At 69.5% G+C, this 19637-nt stretch carries 18 protein-coding genes; 8 read left to right on the top strand and 10 right to left on the bottom strand.

The features are described from left to right. The first annotated feature begins 139 nt into the window (after window positions 1–139). The 5 genes from CP981_RS24410 to CP981_RS24390 all read left to right on the top strand — a co-directional run bounded on the left by CP981_RS24410 (window position 140) and on the right by CP981_RS24390 (window position 3664). Window positions 140–895, top strand: coding sequence for a DUF5919 domain-containing protein (locus CP981_RS24410; RefSeq protein ID WP_085924757.1), 756 nt, complete (start codon window positions 140–142; stop codon window positions 893–895). Next, window positions 888–1355 (top strand): NUDIX hydrolase, encoded by a 468-nt coding sequence (locus tag CP981_RS24405; protein WP_085924758.1) that lies wholly within the window; start codon window positions 888–890, stop codon window positions 1353–1355. The genes CP981_RS24410 and CP981_RS24405 overlap by 8 nt, the downstream gene beginning before the upstream one ends. Before the next feature lie 492 nt (window positions 1356–1847). Then, window positions 1848–2003: a tryptorubin family RiPP precursor gene (locus CP981_RS39565; protein WP_425282159.1), complete on the top strand. Its 156-nt coding sequence runs from the start codon at window positions 1848–1850 to the stop codon at window positions 2001–2003. Between the two features lie 77 nt (window positions 2004–2080). Then, complete coding sequence (locus CP981_RS24395; RefSeq protein ID WP_085924759.1) at window positions 2081–3151, top strand: cytochrome P450; 1071 nt, start codon at window positions 2081–2083, stop codon at window positions 3149–3151. Between the two features lie 66 nt (window positions 3152–3217). Continuing rightward, window positions 3218–3664, top strand: a complete 447-nt coding sequence (locus tag CP981_RS24390; RefSeq protein WP_085924760.1) for a GNAT family N-acetyltransferase — start codon at window positions 3218–3220, stop codon at window positions 3662–3664. Window positions 3665–3767: 103 nt separating this feature from the next. Here the strand turns inward: CP981_RS24390 and CP981_RS24385 are convergent, their stop codons facing one another. From CP981_RS24385 to CP981_RS24340, 10 genes are all read right to left on the bottom strand, one after another. After that, the gene (locus CP981_RS24385) at window positions 3768–4187 is read right to left on the bottom strand and encodes a cytidine deaminase (RefSeq protein ID WP_085924761.1); all 420 of its coding nucleotides are present in this window, start codon (window positions 4185–4187) and stop codon (window positions 3768–3770) included. Beyond that, window positions 4184–5464, bottom strand: a complete 1281-nt coding sequence (locus tag CP981_RS24380; RefSeq protein WP_085924762.1) for an ABC transporter permease — start codon at window positions 5462–5464, stop codon at window positions 4184–4186. The genes CP981_RS24385 and CP981_RS24380 overlap by 4 nt, the downstream gene beginning before the upstream one ends. Further along, complete coding sequence (locus tag CP981_RS24375) at window positions 5461–6603, bottom strand: ABC transporter permease (RefSeq protein WP_085924807.1); 1143 nt, start codon at window positions 6601–6603, stop codon at window positions 5461–5463. The genes CP981_RS24380 and CP981_RS24375 overlap by 4 nt, the downstream gene beginning before the upstream one ends. Window positions 6604–6626: 23 nt before the next feature. Continuing rightward, on the bottom strand, window positions 6627–8183 hold the full coding sequence (locus tag CP981_RS24370; RefSeq protein ID WP_208852975.1) for an ABC transporter ATP-binding protein: 1557 nt from the start codon (window positions 8181–8183) through the stop codon (window positions 6627–6629). A gap of 218 nt (window positions 8184–8401) precedes the next feature. Further along, window positions 8402–9433: a BMP family lipoprotein gene (locus CP981_RS24365; RefSeq protein ID WP_085924764.1), complete on the bottom strand. Its 1032-nt coding sequence runs from the start codon at window positions 9431–9433 to the stop codon at window positions 8402–8404. Between the two features lie 246 nt (window positions 9434–9679). Next, the gene (locus CP981_RS24360; protein ID WP_085924765.1) at window positions 9680–10951 is read right to left on the bottom strand and encodes an amidohydrolase; all 1272 of its coding nucleotides are present in this window, start codon (window positions 10949–10951) and stop codon (window positions 9680–9682) included. A 138-nt stretch (window positions 10952–11089) separates the two neighbouring features. Continuing rightward, window positions 11090–12298, bottom strand: coding sequence for a hypothetical protein (locus tag CP981_RS24355; RefSeq protein WP_244329773.1), 1209 nt, complete (start codon window positions 12296–12298; stop codon window positions 11090–11092). 31 nt (window positions 12299–12329) lie between these two features. Next, window positions 12330–13256 (bottom strand): N-acetylneuraminate synthase family protein, encoded by a 927-nt coding sequence (locus CP981_RS24350; RefSeq protein ID WP_085924766.1) that lies wholly within the window; start codon window positions 13254–13256, stop codon window positions 12330–12332. A 54-nt stretch (window positions 13257–13310) separates the two neighbouring features. Then, window positions 13311–14564 carry an acylneuraminate cytidylyltransferase gene (locus tag CP981_RS24345; protein ID WP_085924809.1) on the bottom strand — a complete coding sequence of 418 codons (1254 nt, stop codon included), beginning with the start codon at window positions 14562–14564 and terminating at the stop codon, window positions 13311–13313. A 32-nt stretch (window positions 14565–14596) separates the two neighbouring features. Continuing rightward, window positions 14597–15916 carry a DUF6716 putative glycosyltransferase gene (locus CP981_RS24340; RefSeq protein ID WP_341873687.1) on the bottom strand — a complete coding sequence of 440 codons (1320 nt, stop codon included), beginning with the start codon at window positions 15914–15916 and terminating at the stop codon, window positions 14597–14599. Window positions 15917–16103: 187 nt separating this feature from the next. Between CP981_RS24340 and CP981_RS24335 the strand changes: the two genes are divergently transcribed. From CP981_RS24335 to CP981_RS24325, 3 genes are read left to right on the top strand one after another with little or no spacing between them, the layout of a single operon-like run. Further along, window positions 16104–17120, top strand: coding sequence for a glycosyltransferase family 2 protein (locus CP981_RS24335; RefSeq protein WP_085924768.1), 1017 nt, complete (start codon window positions 16104–16106; stop codon window positions 17118–17120). Continuing rightward, a complete protein-coding gene (locus CP981_RS24330; RefSeq protein ID WP_085924769.1) occupies window positions 17120–18475 on the top strand; it encodes an alpha-2,8-polysialyltransferase family protein in 1356 nt (451 codons plus the stop codon). The genes CP981_RS24335 and CP981_RS24330 overlap by 1 nt, the downstream gene beginning before the upstream one ends. After that, window positions 18472–19626: an acyltransferase family protein gene (locus tag CP981_RS24325; protein ID WP_085924770.1), complete on the top strand. Its 1155-nt coding sequence runs from the start codon at window positions 18472–18474 to the stop codon at window positions 19624–19626. The genes CP981_RS24330 and CP981_RS24325 overlap by 4 nt, the downstream gene beginning before the upstream one ends. Window positions 19627–19637 lie beyond the last annotated feature (11 nt).

The raw sequence follows: 19637 nt of genomic DNA, 5'->3' as shown, positions 1-19637 counted from the left end.
GCCGTTCCTGCGGCGTCGCGGGGTTTGTGCTCGCCCCCACACTTCCGCGCCTGGTGGTGCGTTCCTACTCCGCTCCACGACCGTTAGACACGGAGAAGACCTACCGTGTGAAGCGTGTCTAACGTCCCAAGGGGTACTCGTGAACGAAGCACTACGCCGCGCCCTGCTACGGGCACACCTGACTGATCGCCAATTAGCCGAGAGGTGTGGCGTCGACATCAAGACCGTAGGCCGATGGATCACCGAGGCCGGACGGGTTCCCCATGCCCGACACCGGTGGTCCGTCTGTGAGGCGCTCGGGGAGGACGAGGCGGTGTTGTGGCCTACAGCCGCAAAGAAAGCGATAAAGGTTGGCCCGGACCGCGAGGTCGTTTCTGTCTATCCGTACCGATCCGGTTGCCCCGCCTCTTTGTGGCGCTCACTGATCACCAAGGCGGAGCGTGAACTGACCTTCGCGGGTTACACCGATTACTTCCTGTGGCTCGAACAAGCAAGGTTCGGTGCAGCACTACAGCGGAAGGCTGCCCGGGGATGCCGGGTTCGGTTTCTTCTCGGCGATCCTGACAGCAGCCTCACACGCTCGCGCGAGCGCGATGAAGATGTCGCACTCACCTTGTCCACGCGTATCCGCGTGACCCTCGCTGAGCTGGAGAAGATCAAAAAGCAGCCAGGAATTGATGCGAGGTTCAGCGAGGGGCACGCACATCTCTCCGTGTTCCGCTTCGATGACGACATGATCGTTACGCCGTTGCTGACGCATAGCGTCGGGCACGATGCACCGACCCTGCATCTGCGGCGTCGCCAGGACGACGGCATGTTTGACCGCTTCGCCTCGCACGTAGAAGAACTGTGGAGCAGGGGCTCTCCGGTGTGGGAAGGCGGCGGCGATGAGTAGGCGCGATTACGAGAACGACCCTCATGCCCCTGCCGCGAACAGCTTGGTTCCGGCGGCATCTGCGATTGTGGTCGACGACTCCGGGCGCGTCCTGCTTCAGCGTCGGCGCGACAACGACATGTGGGCACTTCCCGGTGGCGTCATGAATATTGGCGAGTCACTGCCGGACTGCGCAGTTCGGGAGACCCGCGAAGAGACCGGGTTCCATGTCGAAGTCGTAGGCATCGTGGGCACCTACACCAACCCCCACCACGTCTTCGCCTACGACGATGGCGAAGTGCGGCAGGAATTCTCCATCTGCTTCCTGGCAAGACCGTTGGGCGGGCGGCTGGCGGTGTCCGAAGAATCCACGGACGTCCGGTGGTTTGAGCCCGGAGAGATTGATGCGCTTCCGATGGTGCCCAGCATCCGAAAGCGCCTGAACGACTGGCGCGACGGCAATATGCCCGCCACACGCTGAAATCGCCCCTGCGCCGGCTCAGCTCTCACCGGCGAACTGCCCGCAGTGGCCGAGGCGCTGGAACTGATCCGGGCCTGAGGACAAGCTGACATTCCTCGCCTGAGTCGAACTCCCCCTGGCGTCAGAACCCGACCGGGCCGACGATCTGCGCACCGGCCGCGAGCCGCGCAGAGACGACCGACTGCGCCACTTTCACCACCGCTTCACGATTTTTCCGTGTGGGAGAGCCACCGCGCCGGAGCAGGGACCGGGGACCTTCGGCCGGCCTATAGAACATGCTCATGTCACATAATCCATGACCAAACCACCCCATTCGATGCCATCCACCCCCTTTTGATGTCCATATTGGGCCTCTATGGATGGATTAGTACTGATTCGCCGAGATGCGAATGTGGATGAATTCGAAACGTGAATGAGGCAATTCAGTCAGTGATGTGGGTCACTTGACACATTCATCGAACAGGCCTTCACTTTCCACAGCAGTTGAAATGAATGCCGGGAATTCTGCCCGGTATCGACATCTTCTGCCATCGCATAAGTATCTCGTTCGCCACGCAAATGGAGGTGCTCATGAAACTCGTTCGCATCGTCAAGAAGTTCCGTCCAGAAAAGAGCCTCAAGGCATACGCCTGGTACGGCTGGATTTAATTAGACAGCTTCCCTGCCGGGCTCGCGTCGGTCAGGAGTTCTGGCCGGCGCGAGCTGCCTACCCACGGAGTTCAGCCATGCCTATGCACCGCGTCGGCGAGAGCGGTCGGGTCATCGAGTTCGCGCCGAGGATCGACGAACTGTTAAGTCGTTATCGTGGTGCGTCGCTTTTTCGTCTGGAGCCCGACACGATCGGGGTATCCGGCGCCGAGCTGATGGACCGCTTACTCCGCAGCAGGCCGGCCAACGCGGAGGAGAGGCCCACCTTCAAACCCGTCCAGGGGCGGCTCGTTAGCCGTACGGATGCGTCCACCTTTATGCAGGCCGTGGGCTCGGACGTGCGGAACGCGCTGCAACGTCCCCTGGATGAGGCGGTCGACCTGACCGGCCGGTGGCCGCATGTGGCGCATGTTTATCTGCGGGATCTCGTTTTCGGAAACGAACGTCTGCGATTCCGGGTTCTGGTCGACCGCAGGCTGGAGTTGACTCCGAAACTGACCTGGTCGGCCGTCGCCTCCGGAGCCGCTTTGCTGGGCAGGCCCGGGCAGGACGTGCCGCTGTCGAAACTTGCCGCTCTCGTGCTCGATTCCAAGACCTACGGTGACCGGCGCTATGCCATGTACCTGTATCGGCGGGTGGCCGCACCGGTGTGCTTCACCGTATCCGCGCTGGTCACCAACGCCCTGTGGCTCGGGGCTCCGTTCAGCGATGACGTATCGAACCGGAACATCCTCCTTGAGGCACTCCGGCTGCTTCCCCCCTCATGGAACATCTTGCGAATGGCTTCTCCGGAGTTCTCGGACGTGGACGCACGGATCGGCCCGAAAGACGATGTCCTGTTGCTTCCCCTGCTGAGCCACCGCGATCCCGAGCTCTGGGACGAGCCCGACGCGTTTCGTCCCGACCGCTGGGAAGAGCTGGACGGAGACAACCACCCCGGGTATTTCCCCTTCGGCCACGTAAACGAACGATGCTGGGGCCGGCATATGGTCCTGCCCCTGGCCGAACGGCTCCTCGACATCGTGCGCCGGGACGGACTGGTGGTGAATCCGGGGCAGACCAGGGGGAAGGTCGAACTCGACGGTTTGCTCGAAGTGTCCGAAGTGCAGATGACTCGACCGATGGCTAGTCCTATGGCTCGTCCGTGACGGCCTGACTGTCCGTCCCACCTGGACGGGGTTGACGTGCGGAAGGGACTCGGGTCTTCTGCTGCGATGTCTGATCTTCGTATTCAGCGGCCGGACGGCGACGACGCCCTCAAGGACTGGCAGTTCGTCCACAACACGATTATTCCTACCCACCTCCTTTCGCTGGAGGAGGTGCGGGAGCGGGCGCAGCGTCACCATTTGGAGGTCGCGTATGCCGGTGACGAGCTCATCGGGTGCAGCACGGTGCGCCCGCCTGCCGATGACACGCTGACGGTGACCGTGATCGCCCGTGTGCTGGAAGCTCATCGTGGTCAGGGGTTCGGGGAGGAGCTTTATGCGCGCGGGCTCAGCAGGGCGCGGGAGTGGGGCGCCGAAGTGATCGAGACCGTGGTGCTGTCCTCCAACGAGGACGGGCTGCGGTTCGCGCGCAAGCACGGGTTCGTCGAGACCGAGCGCTATCTGCTGCCGGGGGACAGCATTCCGTGGATCGACCTGCGTCTTGCCCGGTCCTGACGCTTCGGGAGCGTTCGGGCCTTCCAGCGGGGCGACGGTCGAGCAGGTGGTGCCGGGGGCGGTGGGCGGCGGGGATGGAGTCACTGCCACCCACCGCTCCCCGTCACCCCCTCAAATGCCCCGGCCCGAACGCGTCCGGAAGCAGCTCCGACAGCGGGCGGATGCCGGCCGCCGTGTCGACCAGGAGGTCGGGGCCGCCGTGTTCCCACAGGAGTTGGCGGCAGCGGCCGCAGGGGACGAGGAGGTCGCCCGCCCCGTCCACGCAGGTGAAGGCGGTCAGGCGGGGGGCGGGCCCGTCGTTGTCGGTCCGGCCCGCGAACAGCTCTGAGATCAGGCCGCATTCGGCGCACAGGGCGAGGCCGTATGAGGCGTTTTCGACGTTGCAGCCGGTGATGGTGCGGCCGTCGTCCACGAGGGCGGCGGCGCCTACGGGGTAGCCGGAATACGGGGCGTAGGCCCGGGACATCGCGTCCCGGGCCTGCGCGCGCAGTGCGGTCCAGTCGACCGGCACCGGTGGTGTCATGTGCCTTGTCCTCGGCGGTAGGGCTTGCCGTTCGCCTTCGGCGGCCGCAGCCGCTGGGAGAAGAGGGCGAGTACCAGCAGGGTGGCGATGTACGGGCTCGCCTCGACCAGTTCGAGGGGAACGGTGTCGGCCAGGAAGTACCAGATGACCAGGACGGCGGCAGCTATGCCGGCGACCACACCCTGGGTGCGCTTGGCGGCACGCAGCCGGAGCAGGGCGAGCACCGCGAGGAGCGCGGCCAGGCCCAGCAGCAGGGCGTGGACGGTCGGGCCGCCGCTGCGCAGCTGCATGGCGTCCATGAAGCCGAACAGGCCCGCGCCCATCGCGACGCCGCCCGGCCGCCAGTTGCCGAAGATCATCGTGGCGAGACCGATGTAGCCACGGCCGCCGGTCTGGCCGTCCTGGAAGAAGTGCACCCCGATGGAGAGGAAGGCACCGCCGAGGCCGGCCAGGGCACCGGAGACCAGCACCGCCGCGTACTTGTACGAGTAGACGTTGACGCCCAGGGACTCGGCCGAGATCGGGGCCTCGCCGCAGGAGCGCAGCCGGAGCCCGAAGGAGGAGCGCCACAGCACGAAGAAGGTGCCGATGAACAGGCCGACGGTGAGCAGGGTCAGCCAGGAGACGTTGGTGACCGCGGCGCCGAGGATGCCGGCGGCGTCGGAGACCAGGAACCAGTGGTGGCCCTCCAGGGTGTTCAGGGCGTCCGACAGGCCGGGGACGGTGAACGTCGGCATGTCGGGCATCGGCGGCGACTGCTTGTCGTTGCCGCCGGCCAGCATGGCCGCGCTGCCCTCCTGGCCGAACCACAGCGTGGCCAGGTACTGGGTGGCGCCGAGCGCCAGGATGTTGACCGCGACACCGGAGACGATGTGGTCGACGCCGAAGGTGACGGTGGCGATGGCGTGGATGAGGCCGCCGAGCGCGCCGCCGAGGATGCCGGCCGCGGCCGCCGCCCAGGGGCCGTGCTGCCAGCCGACCCAGCCGGCCGCGAACGAGCCGAGCATCATCATGCCTTCGAGGCCGATGTTGACCACGCCGGCCCGCTCGGACCACAGTCCGCCCAGACCCGCCAGGCCGATCGGCACGGCGGCGCTCAGCGCGGCGCCGAACTGGCCGGTGGAGGTGAGGTCACCCGCGCCGGTGACGGCCCGGAGGACGGAGACGGCGACCAGCCCGACGGCGATGATCAGCAGGATCCATGGGTAGGTCAGCTTGCGCCGGCCACCCTTCCCGGGGACCGCGAGCTTCGTCGCGGTCTTGAGGTCCGTACTCACGCCGACACCTCCGGGTTGTCGCTCTTGTCAGACTTGTCGGTGTTGTTCGTACGGGACAGGGCGGCCAGCTCCTCGCCGACCTTGCGCTGCTGAAGGCTCAGCCCGTAGCGGCGCACGATCTCGTAGGCGATGACCACGCAGAGGACGATGACGCCCTGCATGACGCCGACGATCTCCTGGGCGTAGCCCTCGAACTCCAGCCGGGAGCCGGTGCGGTCGAGGAACGCCCACAGCAGGGCGCCGAAGGCCATGCCGATGGGGTGGTTGCGGCCGAGCAGCGCGATGGCGATACCGGTGAAGCCGATACCGGCCGGGAAGTCCGTGCCGTACTGGAAGGACTCGCCGAGCAGGGTGGGCATACCGACCAGACCGGCCGCGGCACCCGACAGCAGCATGCTGCACAGGACCATGCGCTTGACGCTGACCCCGCTGGCCTCGGCGGCCGGCTCGGAGGCGCCCACGGCGCGCAGGTCGAAGCCGAAGCGGGTCCGGTTGATCCCGAACCAGTACAGCGCACCGGCCAGGATCGCGATCACCACGAAGCCGAGGACCGGCTTGGGGTGGGTCGGGAACGAGAAGAAGTGGCTGGACTCCGGCAGGAACTTCGTGTGCAGGAGGTTGCCGTCCTTGATGGCGAGGCGGCCGTCCTGGAGGAAGTAGCCGATGATCGACGCGGCGATGGCGTTCAGCATGATCGTGGTGATCACCTCGCTGACGCCGCGGGTGGTCTTCAGCAGACCCGCGATACCCGACCAGATCGCGCCCACCAGCATCGCGATGACGATGAGCAGGATGATCTGGAGTGCGCCGGGCAGCGCGATGGCGCCGCCGACCGCCGCGGCCGCGAACGCCGCCAGGCGGTACTGGCCGTCGACGCCGATGTTGAAGAGGTTCATGCGGAAGCCGATGGCGACCGCCAGCGCCGAAAGGTAGTACGGCACCGCCTTGTTGATGATCCAGACCTGGCTGTCGCTGTAGTGGCCGTAGTCGGCCATGATCCCGTAGGCCCGGAAGGGGTTCTCACCGGAGGCGAGGAACACCAGGGACGAAATCACTATCGCGGCGACGATGGCCAGGACGGGCGCGGCGATCGCCAGGATCACCTTGTCGCGGGTGGCGCTCTTGGCGATGGCGTCCACGGTGGGGTTCTTGGTGGAGGTGCTCACTGCTCGTCGCCCTCCTGCTCACCGGCGTCGTGCGACGCACCGTCTCCCGGCGTGCCGTCTTCCGGCGCACCCTCTTCCGCAGCACTGAGGTGGCCTCTGGCGGCACCGGTCATGGCGGAGCCCAACTCCTCCGGGGTGATGACGGCGGGGTCCGCGTCCGCGACCAGCCGGCCCCGGTACATCACCCGCAGGGTGTCGGACAGCCCGATCAGCTCGTCCAGGTCGGCAGAGATCAGCAGCACCGCCAGACCCTCGCGGCGCGCCTCGCGGATCTGTTCCCAGATCTGCGCCTGCGCGCCGACGTCGACCCCGCGGGTGGGGTGGGCGGCGATCAGCAGCTTGGGGTGGTGGCTCATCTCGCGGCCGACGATCAGCTTCTGCTGGTTGCCGCCGGAGAGCGAGGACGCGGTGACCTCGATGCCGGGGGTGCGCACGTCGTACTGCTCGACGATGCGCTCGGTGTCCTTACGGGCGCCGGGGATGTCAAGGAGCTTGCCCTTGCTGTTGGGGCGCTCGGTGACATGGCCCAGGATGCGGTTCTCCCACAGCGGGGCTTCCAGCAGCAGGCCGTGGCGGTGGCGGTCCTCGGGGATGTAGCCGATGCCGCCCTCGCGCCGGGCGCGGGTGGAGGCGCCGGACAGGTCCGTGCCGTCCAGGGTGATCGTGCCGTGGTCGGGGCGGCGGGTGCCCATGACGGCTTCGACGAGCTCGGCCTGGCCGTTGCCCTCGACACCGGCGACGCCCAGCACCTCGCCCTTGTGGATGGTGAAGGAGATGCCGTCCAGAACGGTGCGGACCACGCCGTCGGAGTCGGTCGCGGACAGATGCACGTCGCTGACGCGCAGCATCTCCTCGTCCGTGACGGTCGACTCGCGGGTCTCCGGCGACGGCAGTTCGCTGCCGACCATCAGCTCGGCGAGCTGCTTGGGGGTGGTCCCGGACGGCTCGACCGAGGCCACGGTGGTGCCGCGCCGTATGACGGTGATGTCGTCGGCGACCGAGAGCACCTCGCCCAGCTTGTGCGAGATGAAGATGACGGTCAGGCCCTCGGACTTGAGCTCGCGCAGGTTGTCGAAGAGCGCGTCGACCTCCTGCGGGACCAGGACGGCGGTCGGCTCGTCGAGGATCAGCGTGCGGGCGCCGCGGTAGAGGACCTTGAGGATCTCGACCCGCTGGCGGTCGGCGACACCGAGGTCCTCCACCAGCACGTCGGGGCGGATGTTCAGCCCGTACGCGTCGGAGAGTTCCTTTATCTTCGCGCGGGCGCCGGCGCCGATGCCGTGCAGTTTCTCCGCGCCGAGAACGGTGTTCTCCAGGACGGTGAGGTTGTCGGCGAGCATGAAGTGCTGGTGCACCATGCCGATGCCGCGCGCGATGGCGTCGCCCGGGGTGTGCAGGGTGACCTGCTCGCCGCCCAGCGCGATGGTGCCCTCGTCCGGCTTCTGCATGCCGTAGAGGATCTTCATCAGGGTGGACTTGCCGGCACCGTTCTCGCCGCACAGGGCGTGGACGGTGCCGCGGCGCACGGTGAGATGGATGTCGTGGTTGGCCACGACGCCGGGGAACCTTTTGGTGATTCCGCGGAGTTCTACAGCGGGGGCGTCCGGGACGGCGGGGCCGCTGCTCGTGGATGCTGCGTTGATGGCGCACTCCCCTCAGGGATGAAGGAGCGGAAAGGACGGAAAGTCAGGGACCGGAAGGTCACAAGGGGGACAGGGGCTCGCCCCGGGGGTCCGGCGCTGCGGCGCCCCGGGGCGGCGGTGGTCCCGGGCTACGGCGTCTCCTTGACCTTCACCTTGCCCTCGATGATCTTCTTCCGGGCCGCATCGATCTGCGGCTGGATGTCCTTGATGAACCCGCCCGAGGTGGCGAGCGACACCCCGCTGTGCTTGAGGTCGTAGGAGTGGATGCCGGTCAGCGGCTTACCGTCCTCGGCGCTCTTGATCAGGTCGAACACGGCCACATCGACGTTCTTCACGACCGACGTGAGGATCCGGTTCTTGTAGCGGGCCAGACCCGGCTGCTGGTACTGGTCCGAGTCCACGCCGATCGCCCAGGCACCCTTGACCTTGCTGATCGCCTCGATGGTCCCGGCGCCCGACTGCCCGGCCGCCGTGTAGATCACGTCGATACCGCTGTCGAGCATGCCGCCGGCCTTGGCCTTGGCGGCCGCCGGGTCGTTGAACCCCTTGTCGTTGTTGGGGTACAGGTACTGCGAGGTGACCTTGGCCTTCGGGTCGGTGTCACGGACCCCCTGCTCGAAGCCGGCCTGGAACTTCTGGATCAGCGCGTTGTTCACACCGCCGATGAAGCCCACCTTGTGGTTCTTGCTCTTCAGCGCGGCCGCGACCCCGGCCAGATACGAGCCCTCGTGCTCGGCGAAGACCATCGCATCGACGTTCTTGCCCTCGGGCACGGCGTCCACGACACCGAACGTGGTGGCGGGGAAGTCCTTGGCCACGTTCTGCACGGCCTGGCTGTAGGCGAAGCCGACGCCGATGACCGGGTTGTAGCCGGCCTCGGCGAAGGAGGTGAGCCGCTGCTCGCGGTCCGCCTCGGTCTCGCCGTTCTTGGCGGTGAGCATCTTGACGTTGACGCCCAGCTTCTTGGTCGCGTTGTCCGCACCGCGGGCGGCCGCTTCGTTGAACGAGTGGTCGTCCCGGCCGCCGATGTCGAAGGCCAGCCCGACCCCCGCGTGTTTGGCGCGGTTGGCCTCGGCAAAGCTCTGACCGCACGCGGTGGCGGTGAGCGCGAGGCCCGCGGTGGCGGTGGCCGCGGCGGCAATCCTGATGACCCGACGCACGGGGCCTTCCCTTCGCTCTAAGCGCCCCCATTGGCGCTGGCTTGTCGGGAGATTAACGCGCGTAGACCTGGCGCAAAACCCTCCACTGCGTGGACGTTATCGATTCGAGGCGTAGGGCACCTGAACGAAACACGGGCGGGCAGGCCGCGCGGCCCGTCCCGGCAAGCTTCCGGAACGGGCCGTTATGGAGTCATTACGGACAGTGTCCCGCTATAAGGGACCGGCCGGCGTGACGGGTGCGCGCGCTCAGTCCGCGAGGTCCCCGTCGAGGAGGGCCGCGCCGGTGAAGAGTTCGACGCCGGCCTTGATCGCCTGCTCGTCCACATCGAAATCGCCGCGGTGCAGGTCCCGGTGCGTGGGGTCGGCGGGCGGATGGACGCCGAGGCGGGCCATGGCGCCGGGTACGTGTTCGAGGTACCAGGAGAAGTCCTCGCCGCCGAGGGACTGCTCGGTGTCCTCGATGGCGCCCTCACCGCGGCGGGCGGCCATCGCGGAGTGCAGCAGCTGGACGGTGACCGGCTCGTTGACCACCGGCGGCACCCCGCGGACGTAGGTGATCTGGGACTTCGCACCGTGCAGCGCGGCGACCTCGTCGATCGCCGCATGGACCAGGTCCGGGGCCTTCCGCCAGGCGTCGAGATCAAGACAGCGGACGGTGCCGGAGAGTTCTGCGTGCTGCGGGATGACGTTGCAGGCGTGTCCGGACGCCAGCCGGCCCCAGGTGACGGCCAGACCGGCGCGGGCGTCGACCCGGCGGGCCAGCAGCGCCGGTACGTCCACGGCGACCCGGGAGGCGGCGGTCACCATGTCGGTGGTCAGGTGCGGGCGGGCGGTGTGCCCGCCGGGGCCGTCCAGCTCGACCTCCAGCCGGTCGCAGGCCGAGGTGATCGCTCCCGTACGGAGCCCGATCCGGCCGGCGTCGACGCGCGGGTCGCAGTGGACGGCGAGGATCCGGCCGACGCCCTCCAGGGCACCGGACTCGATCGCGTCGGAGGCGCCGCCGGGCAGGATCTCCTCGGCGGGCTGGAAGAGCAGGCGCACGGGGCGCGGCAGGGCTCCGGCGCGGGCCAGCTCGGCCAGGACCAGACCGGCGCCGAGGACGACGGCGGTGTGCACGTCATGGCCGCAGGCGTGGGCGCGCCCTGCGACCGTCGAGGCGTAGTCGACGGTCTTGGTGTCCGGGATGGGCAGTGCGTCGATGTCCGCCCGCAGCGCCAGCAGGGGGCGCTCGGGGGCGGCCGCGACGGCCCGCCCGTCGGCCGTGGCGTCCCGGGTGCCGATGTCGCAGATCAGACCGGTGCCGGTGGCCAGTACCCGGGGCCGCAGACCGGCCCGCTCCAGCCGTTCCTTGATCGCCGCGGTGGTCCGGAACTCCTGGTTGCCGAGTTCCGGGTGCCGGTGCAAGTCGCGCCGGAAGGCGCTGAGTTCGGCGCGCAGCGCCTCGGGAAGGGCGCCGGGGAGCTGATCACCGGCGGGGGTACGGGCGGCGCTGACCTCTCGGGACTTCACGTGGTTCACCCGTGGAAGGTTACGGGCCCGGAGGGGGCAACTGTCCTTCGATCAACAAAAGTTCAGCCCGTTAGGGGAAGAAAATCAGGCCGCTCGGCGCATGGATGGTTTATGCGACGGGTATGCAGTAGGGCTTCCCGCGCTCCTTCATCCGGCGGCCATCGGCTGGGTGAACGGCAGTCGCTGCACGTCGCGGGCGGTGCCGGTGACCCCGTCGAGGAAACCCTGGGCCCGCGGTGAGGCGTTGGCCGTCAGCCACTCCGGATCGATGTCGCAGACCGCGACCTTGACCTCCGTCCCCCGCAGCGCCAGCGGCAGGGTGTGCACCACGGTGGAGGGGAAGCTGACGATCAGCCGTCCGATGGGGCCGCGCCGGGCGATCAGTTCGAGCGGCAGATCGGGCCGGACGATCTCCAGCCCGGTCTCGGCCACCAGCCGGCGCAGCTTCTCGGTGCTCTCCTTGCGGTGCGCGAAGTAGCGGGTGGCGCCGTGCGTACGGGCCAGGCTGCCGACCGCGGCCAGATAGCGCTCGGTGTCCACGACCCCGGTCTCCACCAGCGAGGTGCCGACGATGTCGGCGGCGCGGGTGAGCCGGGGCGGGCCGAAGCGGCCCCGGGTCCAGGCGAACTCGTTGGTGGTGACCTCGACGCCCGGGGGCGCCTCGACGGGCATCGAGCTGAACAGGCCGACGGTGCGCCGCCCGCCCTCGGGAGCCGGGGTGAGCCGGCGCCGGGCGGTGGCGGAGAACGGGGCGAAGATCAGGTCCCGTGCGCCGCGGCCGCTGCCGTTGCGGTGCCAGCGCACCAGCTTTTCCCCGCGGGCGAGTTGGGAGATGAACTCCATGGTGGCGGTGCCGTCGTCGACCACGACCAGGTCGCGCGCCCTGGCGAGGGAGAGCAGCAGCTGGACGTAGCGGGAGAACGGGTCGCCGATGACGACGCGGCGGGCGCGGCGCAGCAGCGGGGTGAGGCCGCCGATGGTGCGCATCGGCGCGGTCGGGCCGCCGCGGGCCTCCTCCCAGCGCACCGTATGGCCTTCGTCGCGGGCGAGTTCGGCCATGCGCCGCAGCTGGCCGCGGGTCATGGGGTCGTGCGGGGAGAGGACGACGACGGTGAGCCCGGTGGCCTGTGCCGTGTGCGCCCACTCCAGGACGTTCAGCAGCTGCACCGGGCTCTCGACGAACGCGAGGGTGCCGGTGTCCCGGGCGCCCGTACGCGGCTCACCGGAGCGTGCGGTCCGGTGACGCTGCCGCGGCACCCCCCGGAGACGACGGGCGGGAGTATCCGTCGTCTCCGGGGGCGGAACCTCGGCGCCGGGCGTGCCGGGCACGGCGCGGGTCCCTTCGGGTGAGGTCACCTTGGCTCCCGTCGGTTCGTCGGCCGGGCGGTCAGACGGCGGCCGGCTCGGCGGCCTCGGCCTCGGCGACCACGCCGGTGACGCGGCGCAGCTTCTTCATCGGGCCGAGCTCGCTCTCGTAGACCTTCTTGACGCCGTCACCGAGGGACTCCTCGATGGTGCGGATGTCGCGGACCAGGCGGGACAGGCCGCCGGGCTCGACGGAGGCGGCCTGGTCGGAGCCCCACATGGCGCGGTCGAGGGTGATGTGGCGCTCGACGAAGGTGGCGCCGAGGGCGACCGCGGCGAGGGTGGTCTGCAGACCGGTCTCGTGGCCGCTGTAGCCGATCGGGACGTTCGGGTACTCGTCCTGAAGGGTGTTGATCATGCGGAGGTTGAGCTCCTCGGCCTTGGCCGGGTAGGTGCTCGTGGCGTGGCAGAGCAGGATGTTCTCGCTGCCCAGGACCTCGACGGCGTGCCGGATCTGCTTGGGGGTGGACATGCCCGTCGAGAGGATGACGGTGCGGCCGGTGGCGCGCATGGCGCGCAGCAGCTCGTCGTCGGTGAGCGAGGCGGAGGCGACCTTGTAGCAGGGCACGTCGAACTTCTCCAGGAAGGCGACGGACTCGACGTCCCACGGGGAGGCGAACCAGGCGATGCCGCGCTTCTTGCAGTACTCGTCGATGGCGCGGTAGCCGTCCTCGTCGAACTCCACGCGGTGGCGGTAGTCGATGTAGGTCATCCGGCCCCAGGGGGTGTCGCGCTCGATCTCCCACTGGTCACGGGGGGTGCAGACCTCGGGGGTGCGCTTCTGGAACTTCACCGCGTCACAGCCGGCGTCGGCGGCGGCGTCGATCAGCGCGAACGCGTTCTCCAGGTCGCCGTTGTGGTTGATGCCGATCTCACCGGTGACGTAGACGGGGCGGCCGGGGCCGGCCTCGCGGTTGCCGAGGGTGCGGAGGCGGGAGTTGGTGCTCATGGGGAGGTTCCTTCGCGTTGATAAGGGGGTGTGTGGAGGTGGGGTCTGGGTGGGTTACAGGGACGGGCCCAGCAGCCAGGCGGCGATCTCTCGGATCGCGCCGCTGCCTCCGGGCGTCGCGGTGACGGCGCGGGCCGCGCCGCGCACCACGTCGTGCGCCCCGGCGACCGCCACGGGCCAGCCGACGAGGTCGAAGCACGGGAGGTCGTTGACGTCGTTGCCGACGTAGAGCACGCGCTCGGGCGCGATGCCCGCTTCCTCGCACCACTGCTTGAGGGCGAGGTCCTTGCGGTCGATGCCGTGCAGGACGGGGACCTGGAGCTTGCGGGCCCGTGCGGCGACGACCGGGTTGGTCTCCGTGGACAGGATCAGCAGCTTCAGCTCCGCCTTGCGCAGCGCGGCGATGCCGAGGCCGTCGCCGCGGTGGACCGCGACGATCTCCCGTCCGTCGGCGTCGATCAGCACCCGGTCGTCCGTCTGGGTGCCGTCGAAGTCGAGGACGACGGCGTCGATGTCGTCGACGGTCGGCAGGGCGCCGGGCCGCGGGGCGTCCAGCAGGGGTGCCAGGGCGCGGGCGCGGGCCAGGTCGTGCGGGTCGTCGATCTCCAGCACCCGGGCCGGGTCGGTGCGCACGAGTTCGGTGCGGCCGAAGAACCGGTGGCCGGCGGCGCGGAACCCGGCCGCGTCCATGCCGTAGGCGGCGCCGGTCTCCAGCAGGTCCTGGGGGCGGTCCTGGCGGCGCGGCCGGAAGGACTTGTCGTGGTTGACGCCGTAGCCGCCGGCCGGGAGCGTGGCATCGGCCGGGCTGCCGGTGTCCGCCGTGTCCAGGCCCGCGTCCTCGGCCGCGTCCCGCCAGACGAAGCCGTGGAACGGGGCCACGGTCAGCGCGCTGTCGGCGCCGCCCTCGACGACCGCGGCGGCCACCCCGTCGATGTCCTCGCGGACGATGAACGGGCTGGTGCACTGGACCAGCAGCACCGCGTCGACCGACGCGCCCTGCTCGGCCTCGTAGGCGTCCATGGCGTGCAGGACGGCGGCCTCGCTGGTGGCGGTGTCCCCCGCGATGTCGCCGGGGCGCCGTACGACGACCGCTCCGGCGCCGCGGGCCGCGGCCGCGATCCCGGCGTCGTCGGTGGAGACCACGACATCGGTGACCAGGCGGGCGGCACGGCATTCCCGGACCGCGCGGGCCACCAGGGGCACTCCCCCGACGGCGGCGAGGTTCTTGGCGGGCACGCCCTTGGATCCGCCGCGGGCGGGTATGACGGCCACCACGGTCGGGGGGCTGCTCTGCGGGTTCGGCGGCATTTCGGGCTCCTTCCGGGAGCTGACCGGGGTGGTCACAGCTGTCCCCAGCGGCGGATGGCGGGGGCGACGCGCTGGACGCCGTGGCGATAGGCGCCGCGGGCGGCCTCGCGGACCGTCTCGCGGGCGACCCGGCGCAGTCCGCCGGTCTCCTCGGGGGCGTCCGCGTGGCCGGCGATCGGCTCGCCGTGCGGGTCCAGGCCGTGCCGGGCGAGGATGCCGGGGAGGTAGCCGGGGGCGGTGCGGGGTGTGTAGTACGGGGTGATCGCCGGGAGGCGATCGGCGGTGCGCAGCGCGCTGACCCGGGCGCGGGCCGCGTCGAAGGCCTGCTCGTAGTCACCGTCCGCGGCGACGCCCTGGCGGGCCAGCCACCGCGGGTCCGGCTCCGGGCGGTGTCCGGCGTCCAGCTCGTCCCAGGAGGCCAGGCAGCCGGAGCCGAGGAAGTGGTGGTTGCCTAGGATCTCGCGGATGCCGAGGTCGGTGAGGACGGCGGTGGGGATGCCGCGGTGCAGCGACTCCAGGGCGGCGGTCGAGCTGACCGTCACCAGCAGGTCGGTGCGGTCCAGGACCTCGCCCATGTTGCCGTACACCAGGCGGCAGTTGGCGGGGAGTCCGCCGGGGGCCTTGGCGGCGAGCTTCTGGTAGGGCAGTTCCTCGATGTGGGTGGTGTGCTCGCCCGGCTTGCTGCGGAGCTTGATCAGCACCTCCCGGTCCGGGTGCCGGCGGGCGTGCTCGACCGCTCTGCGCAGCAGGTAGGTGCGGTCGGCGCGGCTCTCCGGGACGGACGGCTGGGCGGCGAACACCACGGTGTAGGGGCTGTGCGCGCCGGTGTAGCGCGCGCCGCCGAGGAACGGCAGGGCGCATTCGACGACACCGCTGTCATCGGCGCCGACCCCGCGGTACACCTCGCGGAACCGGTCCGCGTCGTGCCGGGAGTTGGCGAGGACGACATCCGCGCCGTGCCGCAGCAGCAGCCCGTCGGCGAGCTTCTCGTAGACGACACCGACATAGCCGGTGACGACGACGGGACGGGTGTCCGCGTCTCGCCAGGCGTGGGCGAGGCCGTGCAGCATCGCCTGCACCGCTCCGCCTACACAGGCCAGCACGATGACGTCGTAGCGCGTACGGTCGATGGACCGGACGAAATCCACGCCCCTGATTTCGCGCAGCGAGTCCGCACGGGCGCCGACCTCGTCGAGCTGGCGGACCGTGGGAGTGGCGCGGCCGCGGAGAAGGTAGCCGTCGAGCCGGATGTCCGATTGGATTCGGTACGCTGTCAAAGCGCCCCATTTCCACCGGGTATCCGAGTCGGCGAGTACGGCGACCCGCGGCGAAGAGTTGGTACGTGATGGCACGTCCAAGACGCTAGGAAGGCATTTCGTTGGACGGGCCAACTGGGCCGCAACAAAGGGTTAACAGCGGGTCGACGAATGGCGAACCGGCCCGATAGTCGGCCTGGTTAACCATCCCGCCATTCTTCGTTCACCTTGAGGTCCGCACCCGGTAAAGACGAATGCCGCCTCCGCACCTAACGTCACCCGGGTGGTTAAGCTCTCCGTCATCGTGCCGTTCTACAACGTGCAGACATACGCGCCCGACACCCTGAAAAGCCTGGCGGCCAATGCCCGCGAGGACTTTGAATTCCTGCTCGTCGACGACTGTTCCCGCGACGAGACCCCGGAGATTCTCGCGCGCGCCGAGCGCGAGCTGCCGGGTGCCAGACTGCTGCGGCACGAACAGAACGGCGGCCTGGCCACCGCCCGGAACACCGGCCTGGACGAGGCCCGCGGCGAGTACGTCACCTTCCTGGACGGCGACGACTGGCTCGCGCCCGGCTACTACCCCGAACTCCTCTCCACCATCGAGGAGTTGGGATGTGACTTCGTCCGTACCGACCATGTCCAGTGCACCGCCCGCGCGCGCACCGTGCACCGGGTCCCGCACGGCCGGCGCGGGGTGGCGATGGACCCGCGCGAGGTGATCCTGCCCGCCGACCGCTCCACCTCGGTCGACTACGCGTACGCCTGGGCCGGGATGTACCACCGGCGGCTGCTGGACGACGGGGTACTGCATTTCAAGGACGGGCTGCGCACCGCGGAGGACCGCCCGTGGATCTGGCGGCTGCACCGCGAGGCGAAGTCCATGGCGGTGGTCGGACTGCTCGGTGTTTTCTACCGGCGCGGTGTGGCCTCTTCCCTGACCCAGATCGGTGACGTGCGGCAATTGGACTTCATTCGCGCCTTCGATCAGGTGATCGAGGAAACGGCACAGGACCGCGATGCGGATCTTCTGCTGCCGAAAGCGGTGCGCACCTATTGCGCGATCATTTCCCACCACCTCGGTTCGATCGAACGCTTCGAACCGCAGGTCGCCCGTAAATTGCGCACGATGAGCGCCGCGGCCATGAAACGCATGCCGCAGGACGTACTGAAGGAAGCCCTGGATTCGATGGATGTGCAGCGCGCGTCCCGGCTGCGGCGGCTGCGCCGTCGCCCCTCCCCCACGCTCTCGGCTCCCCTCGAGCAGGGCGGTACCCCCACGGCGGAGGTCGTCGCCTGATGTCCACCCGACCCCGTACCCAGATCTTCATGGCATCCACGCTCTACGGCGCGGCGACCCTCGCCGCCGCGCTGGACGCCGACTGCTTCGCCCCGGCCGAGCGCCGGCTGCTGCTGCTCAGCAACAACGCGACGACCCCGGAGACCACCGCGTCGCTGGACACCATGCCCGGCTTCGCGCAGCTGCGCGGCCGCTTCGACCGGGTGCTGTCGTGGAACGAGACGATCAGCCCGTTCCACCCCGGCGGCTGGTCGCCGCGCGCGGACGACGTCCCGCTGTGGGAGCGGCATCTGCGGCTGCTGTGGGGCCTGGGCGACGACCGCGTCGAGCTGGTCGTGGAGTCCATCCAGGTCAACCCGGCGCTGGCGCTCGCCCAGCTGTTCCCCGACGCGCCGATCGATGTCTACGCCGACGGCCTGATGAGCTACGGCCCGACCCGTAACAAGCTCGATCCGCTGATCGGCACCCGGATCAGCCGGCTGCTGCATCTGGACCTGGTGCCGGGCCTGACGCCGCTGCTGCTCACCGAGTTCGATGTTCCGCCGCAGACCGTGCCGACCGACGCCTTCACCAAGGTGCTGGCCGAACTCTCGGACGCCAGTGGCCCGTTGGAGGTCCCGGACGGGGCGGCGCTGCTGCTCGGCCAGTACCTCTCCGCGCTGGGCATCCTCACTCCCGAGGAGGAAGAGGAGCTGCATGTGCGGATGGTGCGCGGCGCCGCCGAGCGCGGCCACCGCGAGATCGTCTTCAAGCCGCACCCGTCCGCGCCGGCCCGCTGGTCGCGGCTGCTGGAGCGGGAGGCCGAGAAGCTGGACATCGCGCTGACCGTGCTGGACAGCCCCGTGCTGGCCGAGGTGCTCTACCAGCGGATGCGGCCCGCGCTGGTCGTCGGCTGCTTCTCCACCGCGCTGCTGACGGCCGCCACCTTCTACGGGCTGCCGACGGCGCGGACCGGCACCGGACTGCTGCTGGAGCGGCTGTCGCCGTACCAGAACAGCAACCGGATGCCGGTCACGATCGTGGACGCGCTGGTGCCGGACCTGGGCGACCGCAGCGAGCACCCGCGGGCGTATGCCACCGCCGAGGGCATCGAGGGCCTGGTCACCGCGGTCGGCTATGCGATGCAGCACCAGATCTATCCGCAGCTGCGGCCGTCCGCCGAGCGTTATCTCGCGACCCATCTCGACACGTTCACCCGGCGCTACTTCAAGCGCCGCCGGCTGACCGCGCTGGCACTGCCCGGGGCGATCCCGTCGCAGCTGTCGTTCATTCCGCGCAATGCCACCGTCCGCCGGGTCGCGCGCCGGGCGCGTGCGGTGCAGCGGCGGCTGAAGAAGCGGGCCGCGTTCGGATGACCGCCGCCCCCCAGCTGACGTCCGGTGCGCCGCCCGCCGCGCCGGACCTCGTCACCGAGGCACCACAGCCCGTCATACGAGGGCGCAGCCGCGGTCCGTCGCGGCTGCGCGCCCTCGACGGGCTGCGGCTGCTCGCCGCCCTGATGGTCGCCGGGTACCACCTCGGGGGGCGCGGCGGCGAGATAGCGCAGGCCTGGGGCGATTCGCCCGCCCAGCAATTCCCCACCGCCGCCCCGCTGTTCGCCTACGGCTGTCTGGGCGTCCAGATCTTCTTCGTGATCAGCGGCTTCGTGATCTGCCTCAGCGGCTGGGGGCGCACCCTCCGGGCCTTCATCGCCTCCCGGGTCTCCCGTCTCTATCCCGCCTACTGGGCCGCGATCCTGCTGATCACCGCGGTCTTCGCGCTGCCTTGGGTCGCCTACAAGGCACTGCCGCCCAGCGAGGTGCTGACCAACCTGACCATGCTCCAGCAGCCGCTGGGCGTGGACCGGGTGCTGGGGGTGTGCTGGACCCTCTGGGCGGAGATGCGTTTCTACGCACTCTTCGCGCTCTGTGTCGTCCTGCCCGGCGCCACCCGCGGCCGGGTGGTGCTCTTCTGCGCGGGCTGGACGCTGGCCGCCGCCGTAGCCCAGGCCGCCCACGAGCCCTTCCTCGACACCGTCCTGATGCCCGAGTACGCCCCGTTCTTCATCGGCGGCATCGGGCTGTATCTGCTGCACCGCTACGGCGCCCGCGATCCGATCGCGTGGGCGATAGTGCTGGTCAGCTGGCTGATCGGCCAGCACTACGCGGTCGCCGGCCTGTGGCACGCACCGTCGGCCACCGCATTCTCCTACCGCTCGACGGCGGTCATCATCGCCGTCGTCACGCTCGGCTTCGCCCTGGTCGCAGCCGTCGCCCTGGGCAAGCTGCACTGGGCGAACTGGCGCTGGCTGACCGTCGCGGGCGCGCTGACCTACCCCTTCTACCTCGTGCACGAGCATCTGGGCTGGGTCGCGGTGCGGGCGCTGCACCAGGGCGCCGGGCTGCCTTCCTACGCGACGCTGCCGCTGACCGTGGGGCTGATGCTGCTGCTTGCCTGGGTGCTGCACCGTTTCATAGAGCGCCCGCTCACGCCGGTGCTGAAGCGGTCGATCGACCCGCGCCGCTGACCGTCCCCCGG

It is taken from the genome of Streptomyces platensis (assembly GCF_008704855.1).
Lineage (GTDB): Bacteria > Actinomycetota > Actinomycetes > Streptomycetales > Streptomycetaceae > Streptomyces > Streptomyces platensis.
This window is presented reverse-complemented; position numbering and strand designations above follow the sequence as displayed.

What these genes read in the sequence shown, in the direction of transcription:
- CP981_RS24405 (WP_085924758.1), top strand. Translation starts at nt 888, where the DNA reads ATGAGTAGGCGCGATTACGAGAACGACCCTCATGCCCCTGCCGCGAAC.
- CP981_RS39565 (WP_425282159.1), top strand. Translation starts at nt 1,848, where the DNA reads ATGCCGGGAATTCTGCCCGGTATCGACATCTTCTGCCATCGCATAAGT.
- CP981_RS24395 (WP_085924759.1), top strand. Translation starts at nt 2,081, where the DNA reads ATGCCTATGCACCGCGTCGGCGAGAGCGGTCGGGTCATCGAGTTCGCG.
- CP981_RS24390 (WP_085924760.1), top strand. Translation starts at nt 3,218, where the DNA reads ATGTCTGATCTTCGTATTCAGCGGCCGGACGGCGACGACGCCCTCAAG.
- CP981_RS24385 (WP_085924761.1), bottom strand. Translation starts at nt 4,187, where the DNA reads ATGACACCACCGGTGCCGGTCGACTGGACCGCACTGCGCGCGCAGGCC.
- CP981_RS24350 (WP_085924766.1), bottom strand. Translation starts at nt 13,256, where the DNA reads ATGAGCACCAACTCCCGCCTCCGCACCCTCGGCAACCGCGAGGCCGGC.
- CP981_RS24345 (WP_085924809.1), bottom strand. Translation starts at nt 14,564, where the DNA reads ATGCCGCCGAACCCGCAGAGCAGCCCCCCGACCGTGGTGGCCGTCATA.
- CP981_RS24330 (WP_085924769.1), top strand. Translation starts at nt 17,120, where the DNA reads ATGTCCACCCGACCCCGTACCCAGATCTTCATGGCATCCACGCTCTAC.
- CP981_RS24325 (WP_085924770.1), top strand. Translation starts at nt 18,472, where the DNA reads ATGACCGCCGCCCCCCAGCTGACGTCCGGTGCGCCGCCCGCCGCGCCG.